This window comes from Streptomyces sp. NPDC104096 (assembly GCF_055584385.1).
Genome location: NZ_JBVJMD010000039.1, coordinates 28,253 through 52,500, shown reverse-complemented (window position 1 = coordinate 52,500; position 24,248 = coordinate 28,253). Strand labels below are relative to the sequence as shown.

21 protein-coding genes are annotated in these 24,248 nt (G+C 71.4%); 10 read left to right on the top strand and 11 right to left on the bottom strand.

Translation table 11 applies throughout. The features are described 5' to 3' along the window. Window positions 1-231: 231 nt before the first annotated feature. Window positions 232-639 (bottom strand): (2Fe-2S) ferredoxin domain-containing protein, encoded by a 408-nt coding sequence (locus ACZ60B_RS30340; protein ID WP_469392507.1) that lies wholly within the window; start codon window positions 637-639, stop codon window positions 232-234. Continuing rightward, on the bottom strand, window positions 636-2,612 hold the full coding sequence (locus tag ACZ60B_RS30335) for a heavy metal translocating P-type ATPase (RefSeq protein ID WP_469392505.1): 1,977 nt from the start codon (window positions 2,610-2,612) through the stop codon (window positions 636-638). The genes ACZ60B_RS30340 and ACZ60B_RS30335 overlap by 4 nt, the downstream gene beginning before the upstream one ends. A 94-nt stretch (window positions 2,613-2,706) precedes the next feature. Between ACZ60B_RS30335 and ACZ60B_RS30330 the strand changes: the two genes are divergently transcribed. Next, entirely contained in the window at window positions 2,707-3,096 is a 390-nt protein-coding gene (locus ACZ60B_RS30330) for an ArsR/SmtB family transcription factor (RefSeq protein WP_469392503.1), read from the top strand. 481 nt (window positions 3,097-3,577) lie between these two features. Here ACZ60B_RS30330 and ACZ60B_RS30325 read toward each other — a convergent pair whose 3' ends face one another. After that, window positions 3,578-4,258 (bottom strand): SMI1/KNR4 family protein, encoded by a 681-nt coding sequence (locus ACZ60B_RS30325; RefSeq protein WP_469392501.1) that lies wholly within the window; start codon window positions 4,256-4,258, stop codon window positions 3,578-3,580. A 408-nt stretch (window positions 4,259-4,666) separates the two neighbouring features. Between ACZ60B_RS30325 and ACZ60B_RS30320 the strand changes: the two genes are divergently transcribed. The 3 genes from ACZ60B_RS30320 (at window position 4,667) to ACZ60B_RS30310 (ending at window position 8,864) form a co-directional block, all read left to right on the top strand. Then, window positions 4,667-6,883 carry an MMPL family transporter gene (locus ACZ60B_RS30320; RefSeq protein WP_469392499.1) on the top strand — a complete coding sequence of 739 codons (2,217 nt, stop codon included), beginning with the start codon at window positions 4,667-4,669 and terminating at the stop codon, window positions 6,881-6,883. A 119-nt stretch (window positions 6,884-7,002) separates the two neighbouring features. Further along, complete coding sequence (locus ACZ60B_RS30315) at window positions 7,003-8,184, top strand: sensor histidine kinase (protein ID WP_469392497.1); 1,182 nt, start codon at window positions 7,003-7,005, stop codon at window positions 8,182-8,184. Beyond that, complete coding sequence (locus ACZ60B_RS30310; RefSeq protein WP_469392495.1) at window positions 8,181-8,864, top strand: response regulator transcription factor; 684 nt, start codon at window positions 8,181-8,183, stop codon at window positions 8,862-8,864. The genes ACZ60B_RS30315 and ACZ60B_RS30310 overlap by 4 nt, the downstream gene beginning before the upstream one ends. 65 nt (window positions 8,865-8,929) lie before the next feature. Here ACZ60B_RS30310 and ACZ60B_RS30305 read toward each other — a convergent pair whose 3' ends face one another. Next, on the bottom strand, window positions 8,930-9,151 hold the full coding sequence (locus ACZ60B_RS30305; protein ID WP_469392492.1) for a DUF1905 domain-containing protein: 222 nt from the start codon (window positions 9,149-9,151) through the stop codon (window positions 8,930-8,932). Window positions 9,152-9,408: 257 nt separating this feature from the next. Next, on the bottom strand, window positions 9,409-10,296 hold the full coding sequence (locus tag ACZ60B_RS30300; protein ID WP_469392490.1) for a helix-turn-helix transcriptional regulator: 888 nt from the start codon (window positions 10,294-10,296) through the stop codon (window positions 9,409-9,411). 215 nt (window positions 10,297-10,511) lie between these two features. On the opposite strand from ACZ60B_RS30300, the gene ACZ60B_RS30295 reads away from it, so the two are divergent. From ACZ60B_RS30295 to ACZ60B_RS30285, 3 genes are all read left to right on the top strand, one after another. After that, on the top strand, window positions 10,512-11,528 hold the full coding sequence (locus ACZ60B_RS30295) for a zinc-dependent alcohol dehydrogenase family protein (RefSeq protein ID WP_469392488.1): 1,017 nt from the start codon (window positions 10,512-10,514) through the stop codon (window positions 11,526-11,528). A 24-nt stretch (window positions 11,529-11,552) separates the two neighbouring features. Continuing rightward, the gene (locus tag ACZ60B_RS30290) at window positions 11,553-11,963 is read left to right on the top strand and encodes a (R)-mandelonitrile lyase (RefSeq protein ID WP_469392486.1); all 411 of its coding nucleotides are present in this window, start codon (window positions 11,553-11,555) and stop codon (window positions 11,961-11,963) included. A gap of 505 nt (window positions 11,964-12,468) precedes the next feature. Then, complete coding sequence (locus tag ACZ60B_RS30285; protein ID WP_469392484.1) at window positions 12,469-13,377, top strand: hypothetical protein; 909 nt, start codon at window positions 12,469-12,471, stop codon at window positions 13,375-13,377. A 173-nt stretch (window positions 13,378-13,550) separates the two neighbouring features. On the opposite strand, the gene ACZ60B_RS30280 is transcribed toward ACZ60B_RS30285, so the two are convergent. From ACZ60B_RS30280 to ACZ60B_RS30265, 4 genes are all read right to left on the bottom strand, one after another. After that, window positions 13,551-15,350 carry an adenylyl cyclase gene (locus ACZ60B_RS30280; RefSeq protein ID WP_469392482.1) on the bottom strand — a complete coding sequence of 600 codons (1,800 nt, stop codon included), beginning with the start codon at window positions 15,348-15,350 and terminating at the stop codon, window positions 13,551-13,553. 671 nt (window positions 15,351-16,021) lie between these two features. After that, window positions 16,022-16,459 (bottom strand): cupin domain-containing protein, encoded by a 438-nt coding sequence (locus ACZ60B_RS30275; RefSeq protein ID WP_469392480.1) that lies wholly within the window; start codon window positions 16,457-16,459, stop codon window positions 16,022-16,024. A 295-nt stretch (window positions 16,460-16,754) separates the two neighbouring features. After that, window positions 16,755-17,375 carry a LysE family translocator gene (locus ACZ60B_RS30270; RefSeq protein ID WP_469392478.1) on the bottom strand — a complete coding sequence of 207 codons (621 nt, stop codon included), beginning with the start codon at window positions 17,373-17,375 and terminating at the stop codon, window positions 16,755-16,757. 26 nt (window positions 17,376-17,401) lie between these two features. After that, window positions 17,402-18,145 (bottom strand): metallophosphoesterase, encoded by a 744-nt coding sequence (locus tag ACZ60B_RS30265; protein WP_469392476.1) that lies wholly within the window; start codon window positions 18,143-18,145, stop codon window positions 17,402-17,404. Between the two features lie 170 nt (window positions 18,146-18,315). On the opposite strand from ACZ60B_RS30265, the gene ACZ60B_RS30260 reads away from it, so the two are divergent. After that, window positions 18,316-18,933, top strand: coding sequence for a CGNR zinc finger domain-containing protein (locus ACZ60B_RS30260; RefSeq protein ID WP_469392474.1), 618 nt, complete (start codon window positions 18,316-18,318; stop codon window positions 18,931-18,933). Between the two features lie 225 nt (window positions 18,934-19,158). Here ACZ60B_RS30260 and ACZ60B_RS30255 read toward each other — a convergent pair whose 3' ends face one another. After that, complete coding sequence (locus ACZ60B_RS30255) at window positions 19,159-20,244, bottom strand: Lrp/AsnC family transcriptional regulator (RefSeq protein WP_469392472.1); 1,086 nt, start codon at window positions 20,242-20,244, stop codon at window positions 19,159-19,161. 115 nt (window positions 20,245-20,359) lie between these two features. Here ACZ60B_RS30255 and ACZ60B_RS30250 point away from each other — a divergent pair, with 115 nt between their 5' ends. Continuing rightward, window positions 20,360-21,814: an MFS transporter gene (locus ACZ60B_RS30250; RefSeq protein ID WP_469392470.1), complete on the top strand. Its 1,455-nt coding sequence runs from the start codon at window positions 20,360-20,362 to the stop codon at window positions 21,812-21,814. Window positions 21,815-21,851: 37 nt separating this feature from the next. Then, the gene (locus ACZ60B_RS30245; protein WP_469392468.1) at window positions 21,852-23,045 is read left to right on the top strand and encodes a M20 metallopeptidase family protein; all 1,194 of its coding nucleotides are present in this window, start codon (window positions 21,852-21,854) and stop codon (window positions 23,043-23,045) included. Between the two features lie 286 nt (window positions 23,046-23,331). On the opposite strand, the gene ACZ60B_RS30240 is transcribed toward ACZ60B_RS30245, so the two are convergent. Continuing rightward, on the bottom strand, window positions 23,332-24,237 hold the full coding sequence (locus ACZ60B_RS30240; RefSeq protein WP_469392466.1) for a sigma-70 family RNA polymerase sigma factor family protein: 906 nt from the start codon (window positions 24,235-24,237) through the stop codon (window positions 23,332-23,334). Between the last annotated feature and the right edge of the window lie 11 nt (window positions 24,238-24,248).

The following is a 24,248-nucleotide window of genomic DNA, read 5'->3' as shown; positions in this document are numbered from 1 at the left end:
CGCCGCTCTGGTACGGAAACCGGTGGACGTGGCGCACAGGCGCCCGGAGCGCCCGCCCGACCAAGCTGATCGGCTGCCCCTCTCGCCGACGTCTCCATGTCTCATCCCGCTGAGCCGGTGAAAACCCGTGGTCACGCATCTGTTCCTCCACGATCACGTGATCATCCGTGGGCGGTGCGTCGATCGCCCGAGGGCGCCGTCGGCTGCCGACGGGCGCGGCGGGCGCGGGGGTCATGTGCCGTGGAGTTCGGCCTGGACGCGGCGGGAGGGGCGGAAGGCGTAGAGGTCGAGGATGTCGGGCGGGTCGGCGAGGCCGGGGCCGCCTTCCTCGATCCAGGCGGTGATGTCGATGGTGGTGTCGGGGTCGTTGACCAGGCCGAGCCAGACGGGGCGGCCGCCGTTCTCGCGGCCTTCGGCGGAGGGCTGGACGACGATGACGTTGGCGCGCTCGCAGGCGTCGAGGCAGTCGGTGACGCGTACGGTCGCCGTGCCGTCGAGAGCCTGGCGCAGGTCGCGGAGCTGGGCGGTGTGGTCGAGGCCGGGGACCTTGGGGGTGCCGCAGCAGCAGCCGCGGCAGACGGTGACGGTGGGCAGTGCCGGCCCCGGGGCGGAGGCGGCACGACGGGTGCGTCTGCTCACGCGGTGTCCTCGGTGGGTCGGGGCCAGGCGGTCTCGCGCAGCAGGCGCAGGCCGTTGAGGCCGACGATGACGGTGGAGCCCTCGTGGCCGGCGACGCCGAGGGGCAGGGGGAGGGTGCCGATCAGGTCCCAGGCGACCAGGACGGCGATGAACGAGCCGGCGATGGCCAGGTTCTGGATGACGAAGCGGCGTGCGGTGCGGGAGAGCTGCACGATCGAGGGGATGGTGGTCAGTTCGTCGCGGACGACGACGGCGTCGGCGGTCTCCAGGGCGAGGTCGGAGCCGGCCTTGCCCATCGCGATCCCGCAGTGCGCGGCGGCCAGGGCGGGGGCGTCGTTGACTCCGTCGCCCACGACCAGCACCTTGTGTCCCTGGGCTTCCCACTTCTTGACGGCGCCGACCTTGTCCTGGGGCAGCAGCCCGGCGCGGACGTCGGTGATGCCGACCTCGGCGGCCAGGCGCCGGGCGGCGCGTTCGTTGTCGCCGGTCAGCAGGATCGGGGTGCGACCGGTCAGGCGGGTGAGCGCGGCGACGGTGGCCGCCGCGTCGGGCCGCAGCCGGTCCGCGATCCCCAGCACGCCCACCGGTGCCCCGTCGCGCAGGACGACGACCGCGGTACGCCCGGCCTCCTCCAGCTCGGCCGCCACTGCCCGGTGCGGCTGGTGGCCGGCAGCGTCCAGCGGCCGGGCGGGGGAGCCGACCGTGATGGTGCGGCCGCCGACGACGGCGGTGACGCCCTGTCCGGGGGCGGAGGCGAAGTCTTCCGCGTCGGTCAGGGGCAGGCCGCGTTCGCGGGCGGCGGCGACCACGGCCCGGGCCAGCGGGTGCTCGCTGGGGTGCTCGGCGGACGCCGCCAGGGCGAGGAGCGAACCCTCCTCCAGGCCGCTGCCGGGCAGGGGGCGCAGGTCGGTGACGTGAGGGGCGCCTTCGGTGAGGGTGCCTGTCTTGTCCAGGGCGACGATGTCGATCTGGCCGAGCCGTTCCATGGCGACGGCGGACTTGGCGAGCACGCCACGGCGGCCGGCGTTGGCGATGGCCGACAGCAGCGGCGGCATGGTGGAGAGCACCACCGCGCACGGCGAGGCCACGATCATGAACGTCATCGCCCGCAGCAGTGCCGCGGAGAGGGTGTCGCCGAAGGCGAGCGGGATCGCGAAGACGGCGAGGGTCGCGAGGACCATGCCGATCGAGTAGCGCTGCTCGACCTTTTCGATGAACAGCTGGGTGGGCGCCTTGGTCCCGGAGGCCTCCTCGACCATCTTCACGATCCGGGCGATCACCGAGTCCGACGGGTCGCGCTCGACCCGTACGCGCAGGACCCCGGTGCCGTTGACGGTGCCGGCGAACACCTCGTCCCCTGCCTGCCTGGCCACCGGAAGCGGCTCACCGGTGATGGTGGCCTGGTCGACGTCACTGGCTCCGTCGAGCACCTGTCCGTCCGCGCCGACCCGCTCGCCGGGCCGGACCAGGATCGTGTCCCCGACCGCCAGGCGCTCGGCGTCCACCGTCTCCTCGGTGCCGTCCGGCAGGAGCCGGGTGGCGGTGGTGGGGGCGAGGTCGAGCAGTCCGCGCACGGAGTCGGCGGTGCGGGCGGTGGCCACGGCTTCCAGGGCGCCGGAGGTGGCGAAGATGACGATCAGCAGCGCGCCGTCGAGGACCTGGCCGATCGCGGCGGCCCCGAGGGCGGCGACGACCATCAGCAGGTCCACGTCCAGCGTCTTGTCCTTCAGGGCTTTCAAGCCCTCCCAGCCGGGCTCCCGGCCGCCGGTGACGTAGGTCGCGGCGAACAGGGCGCCCCACAGCCACGCCGGACCGTCGAGCAGGTGGACCGGCAGCGCGAGAAGGAACAGCACCAGCGCCGCGAGCGCCCAGCGGGCCTCGGGCAGTGCGAGCAGGCGGGTGCGGCGCCGGGGCGGTAGCGGACGCGGAGCCCCGGTGGGCGGCGCGGAGCGCTGCTCCAGGACAGAAGACATGACAAAACAACCCTTCACGGGCGGGAGGGGGTTACGCCTCCACCGTACATGAACACCTGAACAGCTCTTCATGTGTCATCGGTATGATGGGCGCATGGGACATGGACGGGACGCCACCGCCGGCAGCGCCAGTACCCGCGAACGGCTCGACGCGGTCGGTACCACCGATGTCGCCGCCACCCTCCAGGCCCTCGCCGCACCCTCCCGGCTCTACATCCTGGCCCGCCTCCAGGAAGGCCCCTGCCCGGTCGGAGAGCTTGCCGAAGCCGTCGGCATGGAAGCCTCCGCCTGCTCGCACCAGCTCCGGCTCCTGCGCAACCTCGGCCTGGTCACCGGCGAGCGGCAGGGCCGCTCCATCGTCTACTCGCTCTACGACAACCACGTCGCGGAGCTTCTCGACCAGGCCCTCTACCACGTCGAGCACCTGCGCCTGGGACTGCACGACACCCCGGCCCGCGAGGCTGCTGCCGCCGCCGGGCGCTGAGCACGGGCCTGGCGCAGCTCCCGCGAACTCATCCCCCGCATTCCCGTCCTGAACGAGCTGCGCGCGGGCGCCGGGGCGGTGGTGGGCCGACTGCCCGCCGCCGCCGTCGTCCTGGCCGTGCTCGCCGCCGGGACCTGGTGGCTCGGCCGACGGCGCGACCCGTGCTCCTGTGGGCCGAAGACCGCTGAGCAGGACGGGTGCGGCTGCAAGGCGCCGGGGGGCCCGTTGAAGATCACGGGTGCGGGCCGCGGGGCTTGACCGTCGAGCCGAGGTGAAGGCTTACGGGCGAGGGGGGGGGAGCAAGATGCGGATCTCGTCGCTCGTCGAACGCAGCGGCGTCCCGGCGGCCGGCAGACCGGCGGGTCCACGGGACCGCAGCTCTGCCGGCCGCCGAGCGGACCCCGGCCGGTGACCGCCTGTACGGCGGGGACGTGCTCGGCCCACTCTTCATCCGCTGTCTTTCGGAGCCCGGCCGGCACCTCTAGTGGTTCTGTTCGACCGCTCGGAGTGCTTCTGCCAGCCAGTTCCGATACCAGCGGGAGAAGGTGATCGGCTCCTGTTCCGGCCCGAGCAGCGGTTCGAGGTCCCGCTCGTCGACCCGGTCGTCGGACCAGATGTGACCGCGTTCGGGACCGCTCACGACGAGCCACTGGCGGTAGGCGCAGCCCAGATGGCACAGAACGATGGCGCCGACTGTCCGCTCGGGATTCCACATCACCGCGTCCCACTTCTCGTCCCAGGCCTCGTACGCCTGGTCGAAGTCCGTGATCTCCTCGAAGTCCTCCTCCTCCGGACACTCCTCCTGCAGTGCGAGGACCAGCGCGGGGTCGGGGCCCTGGGCCGGGAACGGCTCGGTGAGCCGGTCGAGTTCAGCCAGGTCCGCGCCGTCACCCGTCCACCGCCATCGCCCCTCCACCCGACGTACGGGGAAGACTCCGTAGGCGGGGCCGGCACCGCCCGCACCGACCTGGGTCAGGAACTCCCGGTAATCCTCGGGAAGCCGGACGCCCAGCTGCTCCTCCAACTCGGCCAGCTCGCGCTCGCCGAGAGGATCCTCCAGCGCGAAATCGTGACCGTTGAAGCCGAACACCGCGTCGGCTCCCGGCGCCTTCGCCAGTTCCTGTATCTGCTCGCGGACGCCCGCCCATGATCCTGCACTCATGGCCGCAGCGTACGGGGCGGCTCCGACATCCCCCGGCGGGCCGTCGTCCGGCCTGCCCGCGCGTCATGGGGCGGCGTCGGCGGTGATCGCTTCGGAGTCCGGTCCCCGGCGGCCGCGACGAGCTTCATCGGCGCCCGGCAGCAGGCGGGGGCAAGGATGTCGCGGGGGACGCCACTGAGGTCGTAGACCACCTCGATGCCGATCCCACCGACTGGAATCACATCCAGGACGAGTGGGGTCGACCTCCTACCGGGGCCGCATCGTGGCCTCCTCCCCGAGGACGAGGCGGACGGGTCGGTTGGTGCTGTGTCAGCAGGCGGAAGTGCGAGCAGGCGCACGATGCCTCGGGGCAGGGTTCACGGCCACTCTGGTGATCCACCCGAAACCAGACCTGGAGATCCGTTTCCCGTGGCCAACTTGCTCTACCGACTGGGCCGGACCGCCTTCCACCGGCGCTGGCTCGTCACATTGCTGTGGGCGGTGATCCTCGGTGCCGTCGGCGTCGGGGCCGCCACGGCTCCGTCCTCCTCGGACGACGGCACGTCCTTCATGCCCGGCATCGAGGCGCAGAAGGCGTTCGACCTGATCGGAGAGCGCTTCCCGGGCTCGTCCGCCGACGGAGCCGGCGCGCAGATCGTGTTCGTCGCCCCCGACGGGGAAAAGGTGACGGCCACCGGCCGTCGTGCCGCGATCGACACCTTCGTGGAGGAGGCCGCCTCCGAGCCGCAGGTCGCCGCGGCCGTGAGCCCCTTCACGGCGAAGGCGGTGAGCAAGGACGGTTCCACCGCCTACGCCACCGTGAACTTCAAGGTGCCGGCGGGCCATCTCACCGAGGCCGACAAGAGTGCGATCGAGAAGGCGATCGACCAGGTCCGCGACTCCGGGCTCACGGTCGAGGTCGGCGGTACCGCGCTCGCCGAGCAGGTGTCGGCCGGCGGTTCCTCCGAAGCGATCGGTATCGTGCTGGCCGCGGTCGTCCTGCTGATCACCTTCGGGTCCCTGGCCGCTGCGGGGCTTCCGCTGCTCACCGCCATTATCGGCGTCGGAGTCAGCATGGCCTCGATCACGGCGCTCGGCAGCACCTTCGGTCTGTCCCTCACCACGGGCACGCTCGCCACCATGCTCGGGCTCGCGGTCGGCATCGACTACGCCCTCTTCGTGGTCTCCCGCTACCGCGAGGAGCGCGCGCAGGGTCACGAGCCGCGTGAGGCGACCGCCCTGGCCACCGGTACGGCCGGGTCCGCCGTGGTCTTCGCCGGGCTCACCGTCGTCATCGCCCTCGCGGGGCTGTCGGTGGTCGGTGTGCCGATGCTGACGAAGATGGGTCTGTGTGCGGCGGGCGCGGTCGTCGTCGCCGTACTGATCGCCCTCACGCTGGTGCCCGCCCTGCTGGGGATGTGGCCGAACGCCGTGCTCTCCCGTGCCACGCGCAAGCGCGGTGGCTCGACCGCTCGGTCGGACAACGGCGGTACGCGCTGGGCCCGCTTCGTGCTGCGCCGTCCGGTGACGGTGCTGGTGACCTGCGTCGTGGGCCCGGGCGCCCTGGCCCTGCCCGCCGTCGACCTGCGGCTGGGCATGCCGGGCGCCGAGTCCAAGCCGGTCTCCTCGACGGAACGGCGCGCCTACGACGCGCTCGCGGCCGGCTTCGGCGCGGGCTTCAACGGGCCGCTGACCATCGTCGCCGACGTCCGGGGAACGGACCGGCCCCAGGCCGCCGTCGCCCGGATCAGCAGGACGATCGGAGACACCGAGGGAGTCGTGTCCGTCTCCGCCGCCCGGTTCAACCCGGCGGGCGACACGGCGCTGTTCTCCGCGGTCACCGCCACCGGCCCCAACGACGAGCACACCAAGGATCTCGTCCGCACCATCCGGGCCGAGCGCGCGGGCCTGGAGAAGGACACCGGAGCGACCTTCGAGGTCACCGGCAGCACCGCGATGAACATCGACATCGCGCAGGCTCTCCAGGACGCCCTCGTGCCCTACATGGCCGTGATCGTGATCCTTGCCCTGCTCCTCCTGCTGGTCGTGTTCCGCTCCCTGCTGGTGCCGGTCAAGGCGGCCTTCGGCTTCCTGCTGTCGGTGCTGGCCGCGCTCGGTGCCGTGGTCGCGGTCTTCCAGTGGGGCTGGGGGGCGGGTCTGCTGGGCGTGGAGCAGCCGGGGCCGATCATGAGCCTGATGCCGATCTTCCTGGTGGGCATCGTCTTCGGCCTGGCGATGGACTACGAGGTGTTCCTGGTCGCCCGGATGCGCGAGGCGTACGTGCACGGCGATCGGGCCCCGCAGGCTGTCGTCAGCGGGTTCCGGCACAGCGCACGGGTGGTCGTCGCCGCCGCGGTGATCATGATCGCGGTGTTCTCCGGGTTCATGGGTGCCGGCGAAGCGATGATCAAGACCATCGGGTTCGGGCTCGCCGTCGCGGTACTGTTCGACGCGTTCGTCGTCCGTATGGCGCTGGTGCCGGCGGTCCTGGCACTGTTGGGTGACAAGGCCTGGTGGCTGCCCAGGTGGCTCGACAGGCTCCTACCGCGCGTCGACGTAGAGGGCGTCGGCCTCACCCCGGTCACGACGCCGGATGCCGCGGCTGCGAACGGCGCGACGACGTCGCAGGAGACGGTCCGTATCTGATGCGCCTGCCGCAAGGCCGCGGGGCTGCCTCGGGCACCCACGGCCTTGCGGCCGTGGGACCCGCGCTCTCCCGCGGCGGGTGGTGACGATGTCGGTTTGTGCAATTGGCTCGGAGCGAGATGAAGACCAGCTGGCAGCGCTGGGCGGCGGTCCGCCCGCATGCCGCCGAGGCCGTGACCCTGCTTGTGGTGTTCACGATCACCATCGTGGCCGTCGTCGTCACCTGGGCGGTGATGCCCGGATCACTGCTGTGGCCGGCCATCGGCGTGTCGGCTCTCGCCTGCGGCGCTCTTCGGTGGCGACGCAAACGGCCCTTTCCCGTGCTCGTCCTCACCCTGCTGTGCGCCATGGCGCAGGGAGCACTCGGTTACCTCCTGACCCCCGGCCTCATGGGGCCGCTGCTCGTCGCGCAGTACTCGCTCAGCGCGCAGAGCCGCCGACGCACGACCTGGAACAGCGCGTTCGTCGCCGTCCTCGGCATAGGGGTGACGGGATTCGTCCTCACGCCGTTCCACAAGTCGCCCGTTCTGGCCGTCGTCAACCCGACGGCATGGGTGCTCCTGTCCGCGGCCTTCGGCAGCTACGTCCGGGTGCGCCGCGAGTACGCGGTGGCCCGCGCGGAGCACGCCGCCTGGGAACGCGAGGAGGAAGCGCGTCACCGGGTCGTCCAGGAACGTATGCGCATCGCCCGGGAACTGCACGACGTGGTCGCCCATCATCTGACCCTCGCCGACGCCCAGGCCGGCACCGCCGCGCACCTCGCCCGGACCCACCCCGACCAGGCGCTCGCGATCATCGGCAAGCTGCCGCAGACGACGTCCGAGGCCCTGCGCGAACTCAAGGCCGCTGTCGGCCTGCTGCGCCAGGACACCGACACGGACGACGACCTGGCCCCCGCACCGGGGCTCGAGCACCTGCCCGCTCTGGTCGAGACCTGCGCGTCCGCGGGCCTGACGGTGACCGTCACGGTCGACGGCGCGGCTCGTCGGCTCACCCCGGTGCTGGACCTCACGGCATACCGCATCGTCCAGGAAGCCCTGACCAACGTCAGCAAGCACGCCACCACCCGCACCGCAGCGGTGCGCCTCGCGTACACCTCGCACTATGTGACACTCACCGTCACCAACGACGCGACTCCCGGCGGGTTCTCCGGGCCGCAGGGCGGATTCGGTCTGCTCACCATGCGCGAGCGCGCCACCGCGGTGGGCGGCACGTTCCACGCCGGCCACCGCCCGCAGGGCGGCTTCGAGGTCGCCTGTACCCTCCCGCTCGACAGCCACGACGAAGGCCCCGCCACATGACCATCCGTGTCCTGCTCGCCGACGACCAGGCGCTGCTCCGCGCCACCTTCCGCATCCTCATCGACACGGTCGAGGACCTGACCGTCGTCGCCGAGGCGGCCGACGGGCGGCAGGCCGTCGACCTGGCCGTCGAACACCGTCCCGACGTCGTCGTCATGGACCTTCGGATGCCGGACATGGACGGCGTCGCCGCCACTGCCGCGATCTGTGCCCGGCCGGAACTCTCGCAGACCCATGTGCTCGTCCTCACCACCTTCGAGAACGACGAGAACGTGGCCAAGGCCCTGCGCGCCGGAGCGAGCGGCTTCCTCGGCAAGGGCGTCAGCCCCGACGTCCTGCTCTCCGGGATCCGCACCGTCGCCGACGGTGAGTCCCTGCTCTCGCCGAGCGCCACCCGGGCCCTCATCACCCGGTTCCTGGCCACTCCCGACACCGACGGCGTCCTCGCGCTCACCGACGATGTCAAGTCCCTGACCGACCGCGAACGCGAGGTCACGGCACTGGCCGCGTACGGCAAGTCCAACGCCGAGATCGCCGAGCACCTGGTCGTCAGCCCACTGACCGTGCGCAGCCACATCCAACGGGCGATGGCCAAGGTGGGCGCCCGCGACCGCGCCCAGCTCGTCGTCAGCGCGTACCAGAGCGGTCTGGTCAAGGCGCAGCAGATGCCCGGTGGGTGAAGAGGGCGGTCGGGTCTGTGAGCGGCCGCCCGGGGAGCAGGCCGATGGACATGGGATGGCACCGCCTAAGCTCTGACTCCCGCTTCTTTGCCCGCTGACCTGCCACGGTCACCCCATTCGGCCCCGCAGGGCGGCGATGGCCTTCTCGACGCGCCGTCGGCCTCGACCTCGTCGCCGACCGTGACACCGGCCGACCGGCGGTTGGCCTTGCTCAAACAGAGCAGGTGGCGACCGCGCATGACGGCAACCCGGCTCTTCCAGGAACGCCCGTCGACCGTGATCGCCAAGCGGGCGAAGCCTCACGGCACCGGCCTGGGCCTCTTCCACGAAGCCGTCGAGCGCACCATCACCGGTTTCGCTGCTTCCACCGCTTGCGCATCTGCCGGGAGCGACGCGACGGCATCGACGAAAGCATTCCTCGGCAGGGACAGCATGTCCGTCCACTGTGCTCCGCACGACGTGCGGAGGTTGTCGCCGAAGTTTCAGGGGTTGGGGGAGACGTGCGGACGTCCTCGCGCGCGGTGTGGAGTCCGTTCGGCGACGGTCAGTCGGTCCTCTGCTCCGCGGGAAGAGCGGCGTCCTGGGTCGCGGCCCAGGAGGCGAGCAGACGCAGACCCTCTTCGGAGGCCGAGCCGGGTTCGGCGGTATAGATGGTGAGCGTGAGACCGGGTTCGGCGGTCATTTCCAGGCCCTCGTAGGCGAGGGTGAGATCGCCGATGGTCTGGTGGTGGAAGCGCTTGGTGCCGGTGCCGTGGTGGCGGACGTCGTGGGAGCCCCAGCGGGTGCGGAACTCGTCGCTGCGGGTGGACAGCTCGCCGACCAGGTCGTGGAGGTCCTTGTCGTGCGCGTTGCGGCCGGCTTCGGTCCTCAGGATGGCGACGGCCATGTCGGCGGCCTGGTCCCAGTCGGGGTAGAAGCGGCGCGAGGCGGGGTCGAGGAACTGGAAGCGGGCCAGGTTGGCCTGGTTGCCGGCCGTGACGTAGACGTCGTCGTAGAAGGCGCGGGCGAGCTGGTTCGTGGCGATCAGGTCCATGCGGCCGTTGCGTACGAAAGCCGGTCCGGCGGTGACGGCGTCCAGCACCCACTGCAGGCTCGGGTGCGCACTCCAGGCCCGGGCGCTGCGACGGCGGGGCCGAACGAGCGCGTCCGAGCCGTCAGCGGTGTGGGCGAGGTTGAGCAGGTGGGCGCGTTCGGCCTCGTCCAGCTGGAGGGCGCGGGCGAGGGCTTCCAGGACGGCCGGGGAGGCGCCGGCGAGGTTGCCGCGTTCGAGCTTGGCGTAGTACTCCACACTCAGGTCGGCCAGAGCGGCGACCTCGCTCCTGCGCAGGCCGGGCACCCGGCGCCGGCTGCCGACGGGCAGGCCCGCACGGTCGGGGGTGATCTTGGCTCGTCGCGAGGTCAGGAACTCGCGGACCTCTGCTTGGTTGTCCACGCCTTCGACGGTACGTCCCGCACGCGTCCATAGGGATGTACCGGCAGTACACCCCTTGACGGTGTCTCGCTGCCCGCGCCAGGACCGGGTTACCTGGATGCCGTGGTGCTTTCCGCCCGTCCCCGTCACGGCGGGCGTGCACCCCGCCCTGCACACGGCGGCGGTCCCGGTCATCCCGCGGCCGCACGCCTTGGAACGCAAAGGAAACCCCGCTCATGCGCGGCGCAGTGATCCATGCTCCTGGCGACGTCCGGTTCGAGACCGTGGACGACCCCAAGATCCTCCACCCGACCGACGCGGTCATCCGGACCGCCGTCACCTGTGTCTGCGGCTCGGACCTGTGGCCCTACCGCGGGGCCGAGCCGATCGGCGACCCCCACCCGATGGGCCACGAGTACGTCGGATTCGTGGAGGAGGTCGGCTCCGAGGTCACCGCACTGCGGCCGGGACAGTTCGTCGTCGGCTCCTTCGCGACCTCCGACAACACCTGCGCGAACTGCGCGAACGGCTTCCAGTCGAACTGCCTGCACCGCGAGTTCATGTCGACCTGCCAGGCCGAGTACGTACGCATCCCCAACGCCCAGGGCACCCTGGTCGCCACCGACGAGGTGCCGGACGAGGAGCTCTGGCCGGGTCTGCTGGCCGTGTCCGACGTGATGGGCACCGGCTGGTGGGCCGCCGACGCCGCCGAGGTCAGGCCCGGCTCGACGACCGTGGTCGTCGGAGACGGCGCGGTCGGCCTGTGCGGAGTGATCGCCGCGAAGGAGATGGGCGCGGAGCGGATCATCGCCATGTCCCGGCACGAGCCCCGCCAGAAGCTGGCCCGGGAGTTCGGCGCCACCGACACCGTCACCGAGCGCGGCGAGGAGGGCGTGGCCCGGATCAAGGAGCTGACCGGCGGGATCGGCGCCGACAGCGTCCTCGAGTGCGTCGGCACCGCCGAAGCCATGCGGCAGGCCCTGCACTCGGCCCGGCCCGGCGGCAACGTCGGCTTCGTCGGCGTCCCCCACGGGGTCGCCGTCGACGGCCAGGAGCTGTTCTTCTCCCACGTCGGCCTGCGCGGCGGCCCGGCCCCCGTACGTCGCTACCTGCCCGACCTCATCGACCGCGTCCTGTCGAGCCGGATCGACCCGGGCAGGGTCTTCGACCTCACCCTGCCCCTGGGCCAGGTCGCCGAGGGCTACCAGGCGATGGACGAGCGCCGCGCCATCAAGACCCTCCTCAAGCCCTGACCCCCTGCCATTCAAGGAGCAACCGTGCAGATCACCCGCAGTTCCCTCGACACCGCCAAGGGCCCGGCCGACTGGTTCACCGGCGACGTCTACATCGACGCCGTCGCGGCCGCCCCCGACCCGTCCCGGGTCACCGCGAACCTGGTTCACTTCATGCCCGGCGCCCGCACCCACTGGCACCGCCACCCGCTGGGCCAGACCGTCTTCGTCACCGAGGGCGTCGGCCTGTGCCAGCGCCGCGGCGGACCGGTCGAGGTCATCCGCCCCGGCGACCGCGTCCTGTTCGAGGCCGACGAGGAGCACTGGCACGGCGCCGCACCCAACCGGCTGATGGTCCACCTGGCCATCAACGAGGGCGACGCCGACCACGACGTCGTCCACTGGCTGACCCCCGTCACCGACGAGGAATACCAGGCCGCCCCGGCCACCGGCTGAACTCGGCCGGGAGAACCACCGCGACCGCCTTCGCCGTCGTCGGTGACGGCCCGGGCCTGGGCTCGAGCCGGCGCGGGAGGGCATCCAAGGCCCGTGCGGCTGCCCTCGACGTCCAAGATCCACACAGGCATGATGCCGAAGACGACGAACCACCCTTGGTCCAGCGCTTCGGCGCGAGCGTCCGAGCCGGCTGACACGGAGGTTCACGAAATCCGCCGTCTGGACGGGCGGCACAGTCAACCTTGAGGGCATGAGTGAAACAGAGGAATTCAACGTCTCGGCGCCGTGGAGCTGGAACGCCCGCCACTTCGTGGACCGAGGATGCCCTCGGACCGGTGGATTTGAGTTCCTCCTCTACTCCGACAGCGGCGCAATCGGCGGGCTCGAGGCGGCGTGTCCTCCGTATGTGCTGACCAACTGCCTCGGGGAGCCCGAGAACGGGCGCCTGGCCCCGGTCATCGCGGTCTACCTCGACGACCACAGCCCCGTCTTCGACGTGCAGCCGATGGACAAGACGGACACCGAAGGCTGGTTGAACCTCTCCCTCGACGACGAGATCGCCTGCCTCATCTCCGTCGTGGCAGGCGTGCGTCTGCGTTCCGGCGGCCCCGTCCGGCGCTTCACGGCGGAGCCGGCCGACCGGGGCACGCCTGGGTTCTCGGCCCATCGCGTGCCCGACTGGACGGCGGCCGCACGCCCCGTCTACCCCACCCCGCAGCAATTTCCTCTCAAGCCGTCGGCCGACTGGATGAACCGATACCTCGCTCTGGGCAGAGAGGACGCCGTGACGCTGGTCCGTGCCGCCCGCCAGTTCAGAGACGCCCTGTGGGTGGCCGATACGGATCCGGAACTGGCCTGGCTGCTCCTGGTCTCAGCGGTGGAGGTCATCGCCGGCCGGGAGGCGCTCAAGGACGTACTCCCTGCCGAACTGCTGCGGCACGAGATGCCGGCGCTGGCGGAGCAGCTGCTCGAAGCAGGGGGTGACACGCACGTGGAGGCCGTGGCGGAGCAGCTCGTCTCCATCGTGAAGGCCACCACGCGGTTCATGTCCTGCATGGACAGGTACCGGCCTGACCCGCCGGTGATGAGGCCCGAAGAGTATGCGCAGGTCGACTGGAAGTGGACCGGTCTGAAGAAGGCCATCAAGCTGGTCTACAGGTACCGATCGGAAAGACTCCACGCGGGCGTGCCCTTCCCGCAACCGATGTGCCATCCGCCCATGACGAGCGGGGTCGCCCTCGACGAGCGGCCTTCGGTGCGGGCTGTCGCGGCAGGGAACTCCGCCTGGATGGCCCGGGACCTGCCGATGCACCTGCATACCTTTGGATACATCGTCCAGGGGTGTCTCCTGAATTGGTGGCGATCCCTGCCGGCCGCGGCAGTTGAAGCACCGGGTCCGGACGCTTCCGGGTGAGGTGCGAGCGATTCGGCTCGTGGAGGACGCCGACGCCGGAGGAGACAGCTGCCTGCCCCGGCGTCGGATCTCGGAGGTCCACCATTTCCTCGGAGGTCATGGTGTCGGACTCGCCCCCACTCACGGCCGACGAGTCCTCCGACCGGGGCCGGCCGCCGTCGCGTGCGCGGACGTCAGACGCCGGTGACGCCGTTCGAGTAGGACTTCATGTAGTACGTGGCGAAGCCGTTCTGGACCGGATCGCCGGCCTTGTCGATGGCGTGCAGGATGCCCCCGCCGCCGGGGCCGTTGAGGCAGACCGTCATGAGGTCGGTGAAGACGACGCCGGGGGTGTCGGGGACCTCGTACGCGCGGTCGGTGTAGATGTCCGCGTTGAGGTTGAAGAAGCAGTAGCTGCCCAGACCCCAGGCATGGTGGTCGCGTACGTGGTCGCCGACCTTGTAGGCGGCGTAGCCGAGGGTGGAGCCGTGGCGCCAGGCGGTCTGGGTGGGCACGTCGTAGGGGTGCTCGTTCTGGAAGAAGTAGGTGCGGCCGTGCTCGCCCTGCCAGAGCACCTCGTACTTCTGGTAGTGCTCGACGAACAGCCCGTACGCGGTGACGTGGTCGCCGTTGACCACGATGCCGGTGTCGGCGGGGTTGACCGTCCAGCCCACGGTGTTGTCGAGGCCGTGGTCGGCGCGCCAGAGCCAGAGGTGGTCGAGGACCACGTCGTTGCTGTCGATCTGGACGCTGATGCCGGCGCCGCCGGGCAGCGCGCCGCCGATCCGGGCGACGATGTCGAACAGCACTGTCGGGTCGGTGCTGTGTCGACGCCGGGTGCAGCCGTTGCCGACGCGCAGCAGGACCGGGGTGTGGTGGGAGGCTGCTTCGAAGAGCAGGCCGGCGAGGGTGACGCCGGGGACGTCGGCGACCTCGAGCACGGTGTTGCCGTGGGTGGAGCGCAGGGTGGTCAGGCCGAGCCCGAGGACCACGGTGCCGGGGCGGTTCACGCGCAGCGGTGCGGAGATGTCGTAGATGCCCGGGGTGAACAGCAGGTGCTTGCCGGTGGACAGGGCCCGGTTGAGCTGTGCGGCGGAGTCGCCCGGCTTGGCCACATGGAAGTGCGACAGCGGGATGTTGTGTCCCTTGGCCGGGCCCTTCGCCCAGGTCGTGCCGGTGCTGTCGGTGCGCAGCGCGGGTACGAACACCTGGTGGGAGCCGTGGCGGTCCACGGTGAGGAACGGCTTCTCCCGGATCACGGGGGTGCGGTCGACGGTGGTGTGCGGCGGGGTGGGGAAGGACTGTGCGGGGGCGCCCTGGGTGCCGACGAACACCATGTTCCAGTTGGCGCCGTTCCAGCTGCCGAAGGTGTCGTTGCGCGAGAGCCACTGCTGCTGGGAGCCGGACTCGACCTGTCCGTCCACCACGCTGTCGGCGAGGAAGCCGCCGCTGGACCACCGGTTGCCGGGCGGGCTCGGCCACAGGGTGATGTCGCCCTTGATGTGGACGCGGCGCATCGGAGCGGCCTGGGCGACCGCCCAGCGCTCGAGTCCGTCCGGCGGCACGATGGTCAGGTTCTCCGCGGCGCGCCAGAAGTTCTGGGTGCCGTTGCCGTCGAACCACTGCGCGTCGACGGTGACATGGCCGTTGATCACCACGTCGGAGGGGCTCGCGCCCAGGCCCAGGACGTGGGTGTAGAAGCCGACGTTGATGTCGACGGTGTAGGTGCCAGGCAGGAAGGCCAGGGCGAAGCGTTCGTCGCCGAACTGGTTGGACTCCTGGACGGCGAACACGGCGTCGACCTTGGCCTGAATCGACGCGTCGCTCATGGACGGATCGAAGACCAGGACGTTCGGGCCGAGCACGGTGGAGCTGTGGCCGGGCCGGTGCGAGTCGGAGGCCGACGCGAACGCCTGTCCCGAGCTGATACCGCTGATCAGCGGCACCGACGCAGCGGCCGCCCCGCGCAGCACACCACGACGAGAGGGAATCATGGACACGGCTCTCCCTGCATAGGGTGAATGGACGGGACCGTCAACCGGCCCCCGGTCTCTGAGAGCGCTCTCAGCCACGAAGTGAATCACCGTGGCTGGGGATGGTCAATGCGCTTGTGGCAAAAGGGATTTGAGCGCTCATCAGGGAATGTGGGTGCCCGTGTGAGCCCGTGAGGATCGCGCGGTGCGCTTCCGTTCGCGCGGACGCAGCCGACGGTCTGCGCCGCGGTCCCGTCGCAGGCGGGGCCCCGGGCCCGCGTCCTGGTCCTCGGCTCCGTCGAGGGCAATGGGCAGTCGGACAGGAGCGGGATGCGCGGGGGACCGGGTCGAGCATCGTCTCGTCGCGGGGCGGGCGCGGATCCGTTCACCGCCTCCGGGACGCCGGGCACGTGAACGCCGTGCGGGAGGGCGGGAGACAGGACGGCCAGGGCGGTGCCGATGCCGTGGGCGAGTCCGAAGTCGCCGGGTCCGACGAGGTGGTCGGGGTGTGGGGACGGCAGCTGAGGTGGTGGGCGCCCGACCCGGTCGAGCCCTGGATCAGGAGGCGCCCACCGCTCGGAACGGAACGTGTGCGGGTCCGTGAGATCGATGACGATCGAGGCCGGAGGTCACTGCAAAGCCCGGCACCCGGATCGGCGCTCCGGACTCCGCACCGTTGTCGGTCTCGCAGGTCAGCCTTCGGAGGGACGCGGGGCGCGCAGGTGCGCCCGCTCCTTCAGCTCCTCCTCGTCGACCAGCCTGAGCATCGGCTGCCCTGGTGCGCACACCATGGTGACCACGAACTTGGTCGGTGCGTCCGAGAGGGCGTTGCCGTCCTGGTAGTGGATCACGTCACCGCCTGGCTCCCAGAACGTCCCACCGGCCTCGATCACGCGCTCCGGCTCGCCCTCGAGCTCGAACCGGACGGCGCCGTCCATCACGTAGCCGAAGGCCGGGCCCGAGTGGCGATGCGGAGGGAGCCCGGGGTGACCGGGTGGCCAATCGACGAGGATGGTCATCGCCGAACCGCCTTCGGGAAAGAAGGGCGGATCGACCTCCTGCAGCAACTTCACCTCGGGCGGCAGGGAGACCTCCTCGGCGCTCTCGCCCTCGGAGTTCTTCGCTGACATGTGTCACACCTCCGTAGGCCCCGGAGTCCCGGCTCGGACACCGGCCGCAAGGTAGCGGCTCAGGGCTTTGCGATCGCGGTCGACGCCTGCGCGCAGCAGGGCGTCGATCTCGGGGATCGGGGTTCTGGTCGGCGGTCGGGACTCGCGCGTAGCCGATGCGCCTGTGCCGGAATCTATCGTCCGGGGCGTTCGGCACCGTTGATTTCCGACGCGAGTTGCCGACACTGCCCATCTGCGGGTTCGTGATCACTTGAGGGTGTCTTCGTCCGTCGGCACCCGGGCAGCGGCTGCCGGTCTACGTTGCGGCGGTTCGGATCCCGAGGGCGAGGAACACCCCGGCTGTGATCTTGGTGGCCGTGTGCTTGAAACGGGGTTTGCGCAAAGCCTGTGAGGCCCGCCGGACAAGGGCGGTCCAGGCGAGGAGCCAGAGTGTCATCAGCAGCGCGTGGGCGCTGGCCAGTGTGAGGATCTGGGCATCGAGCGAGCGGTCGGCTGCGATGAACTGCGGTACCAGGGTCAGGTAGATGGAGGCCGCCTTCGGGTTGAGGACGTTGCCGAGCAGGGCCTGGGTGTAGACGGAGTCCGACTGCAACGGCAGACGCCGGCGGGCGGGTGGGCGCGCCGTTCGTGTGGTGGAGCGCCATGTCCACAGGCCCAGGCCGATGAGGTAGGCGGCGCCGATGAGCTTGACGGCGGTGAAGGCCTGGCTGGAGTGCATGACCAGGGCCGACAGGCCGGCCATGGCGAGGGTGGCGTGGACGTACAGGCCCGTGACCGTGCCGAGGATGACGGGAAGGGCCTGACCGCGCCCCTTGTCGGTTACATGCCGAACCAGAAGGGCCAGGCTGGCTCCGGGGGTGGCGATCAGGGGAAGGAGTGCCGCCAGGAACCCGAGGACGGTGTAGGGGTTGATCATGGCTTCTCCCGCTCCGGCGGTCGGGGTCAGAGCACGACGCGGTAGTGGGTGGTCAGGCGCCGGTCGTCGCCCAGGAGGTGGAAGGCCAGGCCGGGCGGCTGGTCGCGGTCCGCTGCCCGGTCGCCTTCCCAGGGCATGCGCAGGGTCCAGGTGACGGCGGGGCCGACGATCAGCGGGCGGCCGGCGAAGGTCGAGGCGGCCGCGGTGTGAGCGTGTCCGGTCAGGACGGCCACGACCTGCGGGTGGGCGTCCAGCAGTTCGGCCAGATCCCCGGGCTGTTCGAGCATGCCGGAGTCGGGCAGTGGGTGGTGGAGCTCGACCGGCGGCTGGTGGAAGGCGACCAGTGCCGGGGTGTCGCGTGGCAGTGCGGTGAGCTGGGTGTCGATCCACTCGAGGGTCTCGGCGTCGAGGCGCCCTTCGTCGCGGCCCGGGATGGTGGAGTCGCACATCAGGATGGCGGTTCCGGCGATGTGGTGGATCCGGTTGACGGGCCCGTGGCCGGGTGTCTCGCCGAGCAGGGCCTTGCGGTAGGCCGGACGGGCGTCGTGGTTGCCGGGGCAGGCGAGTACCGGGAACGGGGCCGCCAGGATGCGGGCCGCTTCCTCGTACTCGGCTTCCTCGCCGTGATCGGCGATGTCCCCGGTGACCAGGACCGCGTCGACCGGACGAGGCAGGGCCCGCAGGTGGTCCATGACGCGGCTCGCGCGCCGGGTGGCCCTCTCACCGCCGTCCAGGTGCAGGTCGCTGATCTGGGCAAGCAGCACGGTCATTGTTCTGTCCCCTCCCGTGATGGCGGCTCCGGCCGCCGGTTCGCAGTGAGGCGTGGTGCGTCACCCCACCTCGGCGTCTAACGGTAATTCTCGTTTTACCGTTAGAGACTCTAGGGTGTGCGCGGGAATGTGATCAAGTGGTTGACGACCAGGCAGGGAAGGAGACACGGGTGGAGCACTGGCCGGCGCTGGAACTGGCGAGCACGATCCGTCACGACGGAGACGGCGGCGTCGCCGACGACCTCGCCACCGTTCACGGCACGACGCGCTGGATCCAGGCCCGGACCGACCTGTTGGCCGACTGTCTTCCTGCTGGAGGTCTCACGGCGGACGAGAGCCTCAGAACCGAGATCGTCGAGCTGCGACAGGCGGTGCGGGCACTGTTCGCCCGGGCGGTCAGTCCCGCTCCCCCCAGCTCGGCGGATGCCCGGCGGCTGATGTCGGCGGACCAGGCATTGGCCCGCCTCAACACGGTTGCCGCCCGTGAACCGGTCGTCCCGTACCTGGACTGGCCGCCGGAAGACGCCCCCACGGTCCGGCTGCTGTCGGCGGAAAGCGACGCGAGGGTACGCCTCGTGGCGGCCCTGGCCCGTGCCGCCATCGACTTCCTGAGCGGCCCGCAGCGCGAGCAGTTGCGCGCCTGCACCGCACCCCGCTGCGTGCGCTACTTCGTCAAACGCCATGGACGGCAGGAGTGGTGCAAGCCGTCGTGCGGCAACCGTGCCCGAGCAGCTCGCCACTACCGGCGTCAGCGCGTGACGACCGATGACGGTCCAGCCCCGTCCTGACCGTCACCTGGCATGGCGTCGGGCCGCGAATCCTTCAGCGGAAGGCAGCCGCGAGGGATTCAGCCGATCGGGGGCGGGGCACTGCGGGGGTGAGCCCGAGGGCGAGACGCCTGCCCGTGTCCAGGCGGAAGGTGCCGCAAGGGCTGCGGTTCGACCGGAACGGCCCGGTCGGCCCGCGTGGCGCAGGAGGCGCTGCGGGACGACGCCAACGCCGACGAGTGTCGTTCACACCATGTCGTCGCCTGCGTGGGCGTCGCTCTCGGGCGTACCGGCCGCACTCCACATGTCGACCGGTACGAAGTCCCGTGCCCGGCCGTCCGCATCGAGGACGCGGCCCATGTGCTTGGTGATCCGCAGCGCGATCGAGCGGTCGGCGACGCGCAGCTGAGGCAGGGCGCGGGCCAGGCGGAACTCCAGCCGCTGGACGTCGGCGAGAGAAGCGACCCAGGCGATCGCGAGCAGGTTCTGCGGACCCGCCACCGCCACGCACAGCCGGATCTCGGGAAAGCGGGCCACCTCGTGGGCGGTGGCGTCCAGGTGCTCGGAGGGCACCGAGGCGAAGAAGGTGACCGAGACCGGCGCGCCGGACAGCGGCGGGGCGAGGTCGCAGCGCAGCACCAGCCCGCCTGAACCCAGCGATCTGCTGAGCCGCCGTGAGGCGGTGTTGAGGCTGACGCCGAGCCGGGTGGCGAGTTCGGTGAGCGGGAGCCTGCCGTCCTCGGCCAGAGCCAGAGTCAGTTCGCGGGCGGCTTGTGACGCCGTCTCCTCGCGGCCTGCGAGCGGGCGGCGGGAAGAGGCCAGCGATCGCGACTGCGAGCGGGCCAGGCTGCGCAGCCTCCACGAACTGCCCTCGGCGTACAAGCCGCCGGTCACCAGGTGGGCCCGGGTCGCCGTGACGCCCGGCAGGACGCCGATCCGGTCCAGGATGAACGAGCTCAAGGAGCCGAAGTCGCCGGCCAGGGCGGTGACGAGCAGGTCGCGCCCGCCCGCTGCCAGTTCGATGGTCGCCGCCATCGGTTCCCGGGCCAGTGCCCGTGCGACGGCGGCGTCCTGTCCGGGCGCGCAGTCCACCTCGACCAGCGCGCCGCTGCCACCGCGGTCGTAGAGGTAGGCGGTCACCCAGGCGTAACCGCCCTCGCGCAGCCGCTGCCAGCGGCGGGCCACGGTCGCCGCGTCGACATCGAGGGCCGCGCCCACTTCGGTCCACGGCGCGCGCGGGTTGATCTGCAGGGCGTGGACCAGCGCGAGGTCGACCTCGTCGAGCGGCTGCCGGGGCGTGCGGGCCATGTCCACCAGTTCCTCGTCCTGCATTAATCCAGCATTTGATCAGTGGCAATGGAGATTACTGGCATTTCGCGTGCGGTGATCAGTGCAGACCTAGCGTTCCGCCATCGACGCGAACCCTACGTCCGCCTCAGGAGCAGCGATGTCCCGTTCCGGTCCCTCCAGGCCCGCCCCGCCGGCCGTCCCCGGCAGCCTCGCCGTCGTCGGCTTCCTCGTCCTCGTCGAACTCGTCAGCGGACTGCTGCAGGGCATGATGCCCGGCCTGCTGCCGCGCATCGGCGCCGAACTCCACGTCGGCGCGGGCGACCTCAGCTGGGTGAGCAGCGCCCAGTTGCTGTCCTCCGCGGTATGCGTCCCGCTGTTCGCGCGCCTCGGCGACATGCACGGACACCGCCGCCTGCTGCGCGTCGCCGTGGTGACGCTCGCGGCGGGATCGGTCCTCGTCGCCTGGGCACCCTCGTACGCGGTGCTGCTCGTGGGGCGGGTGCTCCAGGGCGTTCTCGCGGCGCTGCTCCCCCTGGAGATCGGTCTCGTGCGGGACCGGCTCGACCCGGAGCGGGCCAGGGGCGCGGTCGCGCTGCTGGTCGGCGCCCTCACGTTCGGCGCGAGCGCCGGACTGCTCGTGGCCGGCGGCCTGAGCGAGGCGATCTCCGGCGTCCGGGGCATCCTGTGGGCGCCCGCGATCGCCGCGCTGCTCTGCGTCGGAGTGGTCTTCCTCCTGATCCCCGAGTCGGTCACCCGCGCGCCCGGCCGCGCCGACTGGGCCGGTGCCGTCCTGCTCACCGCGGGCCTCGCCACCCTGCTGCTCGGCATCGGGCAGGGACCCCACTGGGGCTGGACCGACGCCCGCACCCTGGGACTGTTCGCGATCGCCGTGGTCGCCTGCGCGGTGTGGACCCGGGTCGAACTGCGCGTCGCGGAGCCCCTCGTGGACCTGCGGCTGACCGCCCGGCGGGACCTGCTGCCGGTGTACGCGGCCGCCTTCATGGTCGGCGTCGCCGTCTTCGGCGCACAGACCGCCGCCTCGCTGTTCGTCGCCGGACCGCCCGAGCTGCTGGGCTACGGATTCGGCTACGACACCCTGGGCATCGCCTGGATCCTGCTGCCCAGCGGTCTGTGCGCCCTCGTCGCGGCGGGTGTGTCCGGACGGCTCGCCAAGACGGTGCGCTCACGCACGCTGCTGGCCGTCGGCGGGGTGCTGATGTGCGCCGGCTACCTGGTGCTGACGGCCCTCCACGACCGGCCCTGGCAGTTCGTCGCCGCCAACTGCCTGATCGGCTTCGGCACCGGTCTGTGCCTGAGCGCGATGCCCGCTCTGATCCTCGACGTCAGCCCCGCCGACCGCACCGGGATCGCCACCGGCATCCACAACACCACCAAGACGATCGGCGGCGGCGTCGCGGGCGCCGTCTTCGCCGCCGTGCTGACGGCCCTCACCCCGCCCGGCACCCAGGTGCCGGCCGAGAGCGCGTACCGCACCGTCTGGGCGTGCTGCGCGGGCGTCGCCCTGCTGGTCACCCTCAGCGCCTGCACGGTCCGCTCGTCGAGCCCGGCCACCCGACCCGCCGGGCAGCCGCAGCCCGCGGCCGCCGCCTGACCCGTCCCCGTCCCGCCTCCGAGGAGCACGCAAGAACATGACGACGTACCGAGAACAGTCCGAAGCGATCGCCGCCGACCTCGTCGCGCTGCGCCACGACCTGCACCGCGAACCGGAGCTGGGGCTCGACCTGCCCCGCACCCGGGCCAAGGTCCTCGCCGCGCTCGACGGCCTGCCCCTGGAGATCACCACCGGCAAGGAACTCACCTCGGTGGTGGCCGTCCTGCGCGGCGGCCGCCCCGGCCCGGTGGTCCTGCTGCGCGGCGACATGGACGCCCTGCCCGTACAGGAACTGGCCGACGTCCCCTACGCCTCCCGCATCGAGGGCGCCATGCACGCCTGCGGCCACGACCACCACACCGCGATGCTGGTCGGCGCCGCGCGCCTGCTCGCCGGCCGCCGCGACGAACTGCCGGGCGACGTGATCTTCATGTTCCAGCCGGGCGAGGAAGGGTACGACGGCGCCGGACTCATGATCGCGGAAGGCGTGATGGAGGCCGCGGGCCGCACCCCGGTCGGCGCGTACTCCGTGCACGTCGCCTCCAGCGGACTTCCGCTGGGCACCGTCGCCGGCCGGGCCGGCACGCTGTCCGCGGGCAGCGCCGAACTGCACGTCACCGTCCGCGGCCGCGGCGGCCACGGCTCCAACCCGCACCAGGCGGCCGACCCGATCCCGGTGGCCGCCGAGGCGGTCACCGCCCTGCAGACCCTCGTCACCCGCACCGCCGACGCCTTCGACCCCGTCGTCATCACCGTCGGCACCTTCCACGCCGGCACCAAGGCCAACGTGATCCCCGCCGAGGCCACCTTCGGCGCCACCGTGCGCGCGACCTCCGAGAAGGCCATGACGTCCTTTCTCCAGCGCGCCGAGACCCTGTGCCGCGGCCTCGCCGAGGCGCACGGCCTGAGCGCCGACGTCCGCACCGACATCCAGTACCCGGCGATGGTCTGCGCACCGGAGGCCGTCGGCCTGGGCCAGGAGGCGGCCGAAGCGCTCTACGGTCCAGGCGCGTTCGTCCGCATGCCCACGGCGAACATGGCCTCCGAGGACTTCGCCCGGGTCGCGGCCCTCGTGCCGGGCGCCCAGTTCGGCATCGGGGCGCGACCGCTCGCCGCGCCCCCGGACGCGCCGTTCAACCACTCGCCCTACGCGGTCTTCGACGACGGCGCCCTGCCGGTGGGTGCCGCGCTCCTGGCCGAGGTGGCCGAACGGCGACTGCGGCAGGGCTGACCGAGTCCGCGGGCTCGTCGGCTGCGGCGGTGTGACGGTGCTTCCGTCACACCGCCCTCTGCATGTTCTCGCCCCGGAGCGCCGCCCTCCTCGGAGCAACCGCTGCCAGGAACCGGGCGGGTGCTCCGAGGACGTGCAACCGCAACACCCGCGCCGGCGAGCGGAAACGGCTTCGGGCGTTCCCGCTCGCCGGCAAGCAGCCAGGCCCTCGCTCGCGCCACGAGACGAACCACCGCGCTCGGCGTCGGGTCGACAGCGGACAGGGCGGACACTGCCTGGTGCGGCGCTAATCGGAGGCGTGGTCCTGCGGTCTCGGCGTGCCGGGCGCGAGTTCGGTCCGGTTCCAGAGGCGGAGTTTGTCGGGGTTGAGGACGACCCAGACGTGGACCACGTGGGGGCCGGCGATGTCGAGGCTGAGCACGGCCGCGACATGGTTCTCGTACCGCACGACGAGCCCTGTCCGCCCGTTGACGGAGTGGGGGACCACCGTCGTGTGCGGGCGCTTGGCGAGCAGGGTGAGCAGACTGCGGACGACCTGCAGATGGCCGTCGACCGGTCGGGTCAGGGTCCGCACCTTCCCGCCGCCGTCGAAGAAGGCGGTGACGTCGGCCGCCAGCAGGGACGCCAGCCGGCCGCTGTCCTCGTCGGCGCACGCCTCACCGACCGCGCGGACCACGAGGTCGTGCTGGCGGGTCGTTGTGGTCCGGGCTCCTCGGGCGCGCAGGCTGTGCCGGGCATGCTCGGTGAGTTCGGCGCACTCCCGTTCGGACTGTCCCACGACGTCGGAGACTGCTCCGGGTGCCATACCGAACACGTCGTTGAGGACGAAGGCTGCCCGCTCGGCCGGCGACAGGGCCTCCAGCGCGTCGAGGAGGACCTGGCCCACCTCCTCCTCGAGGGAGTCGTCGAGCCGCGCGGTCCGGCCGCCCTTCCCCGGCAGGTCTGCGCTCCGGCGCCCGGGCAGCGCCAGGCGGGCCAGGCAGATGGCTCCTGCGGTTTTTGCGAGCCAGGACCGGGGATCGCCGATCCGCACCCTGTCCGATGCGGAAAGGGTGTACCACTGCCGGTAGGTCTCGGCGACGACGCTCTCGGCTCCGTGGCCCTTGCCCAGCATCCAGCAGGCGATATCCAGAAGGTGGCGTCGCTCGTCGAGCAGTTCCGAAATCGGTATCGCGTCACCAGCCCGATCCATCCCGATTCCTC

Excerpts from the sequence above, each read along its gene's own strand:
- ACZ60B_RS30335 (WP_469392505.1), bottom strand. The coding sequence starts at position 2,612 with ATGTCTTCTGTCCTGGAGCAGCGCTCCGCGCCGCCCACCGGGGCTCCG.
- ACZ60B_RS30330 (WP_469392503.1), top strand. The coding sequence starts at position 2,707 with ATGGGACATGGACGGGACGCCACCGCCGGCAGCGCCAGTACCCGCGAA.
- ACZ60B_RS30325 (WP_469392501.1), bottom strand. The coding sequence starts at position 4,258 with ATGAGTGCAGGATCATGGGCGGGCGTCCGCGAGCAGATACAGGAACTG.
- ACZ60B_RS30315 (WP_469392497.1), top strand. The coding sequence starts at position 7,003 with ATGAAGACCAGCTGGCAGCGCTGGGCGGCGGTCCGCCCGCATGCCGCC.
- ACZ60B_RS30310 (WP_469392495.1), top strand. The coding sequence starts at position 8,181 with ATGACCATCCGTGTCCTGCTCGCCGACGACCAGGCGCTGCTCCGCGCC.
- ACZ60B_RS30295 (WP_469392488.1), top strand. The coding sequence starts at position 10,512 with ATGCGCGGCGCAGTGATCCATGCTCCTGGCGACGTCCGGTTCGAGACC.
- ACZ60B_RS30285 (WP_469392484.1), top strand. The coding sequence starts at position 12,469 with ATGGACAAGACGGACACCGAAGGCTGGTTGAACCTCTCCCTCGACGAC.
- ACZ60B_RS30280 (WP_469392482.1), bottom strand. The coding sequence starts at position 15,350 with ATGATTCCCTCTCGTCGTGGTGTGCTGCGCGGGGCGGCCGCTGCGTCG.
- ACZ60B_RS30275 (WP_469392480.1), bottom strand. The coding sequence starts at position 16,459 with ATGTCAGCGAAGAACTCCGAGGGCGAGAGCGCCGAGGAGGTCTCCCTG.
- ACZ60B_RS30270 (WP_469392478.1), bottom strand. The coding sequence starts at position 17,375 with ATGATCAACCCCTACACCGTCCTCGGGTTCCTGGCGGCACTCCTTCCC.
- ACZ60B_RS30265 (WP_469392476.1), bottom strand. The coding sequence starts at position 18,145 with ATGACCGTGCTGCTTGCCCAGATCAGCGACCTGCACCTGGACGGCGGT.
- ACZ60B_RS30255 (WP_469392472.1), bottom strand. The coding sequence starts at position 20,244 with ATGCAGGACGAGGAACTGGTGGACATGGCCCGCACGCCCCGGCAGCCG.
- ACZ60B_RS30250 (WP_469392470.1), top strand. The coding sequence starts at position 20,360 with ATGTCCCGTTCCGGTCCCTCCAGGCCCGCCCCGCCGGCCGTCCCCGGC.
- ACZ60B_RS30245 (WP_469392468.1), top strand. The coding sequence starts at position 21,852 with ATGACGACGTACCGAGAACAGTCCGAAGCGATCGCCGCCGACCTCGTC.
- ACZ60B_RS30240 (WP_469392466.1), bottom strand. The coding sequence starts at position 24,237 with ATGGATCGGGCTGGTGACGCGATACCGATTTCGGAACTGCTCGACGAG.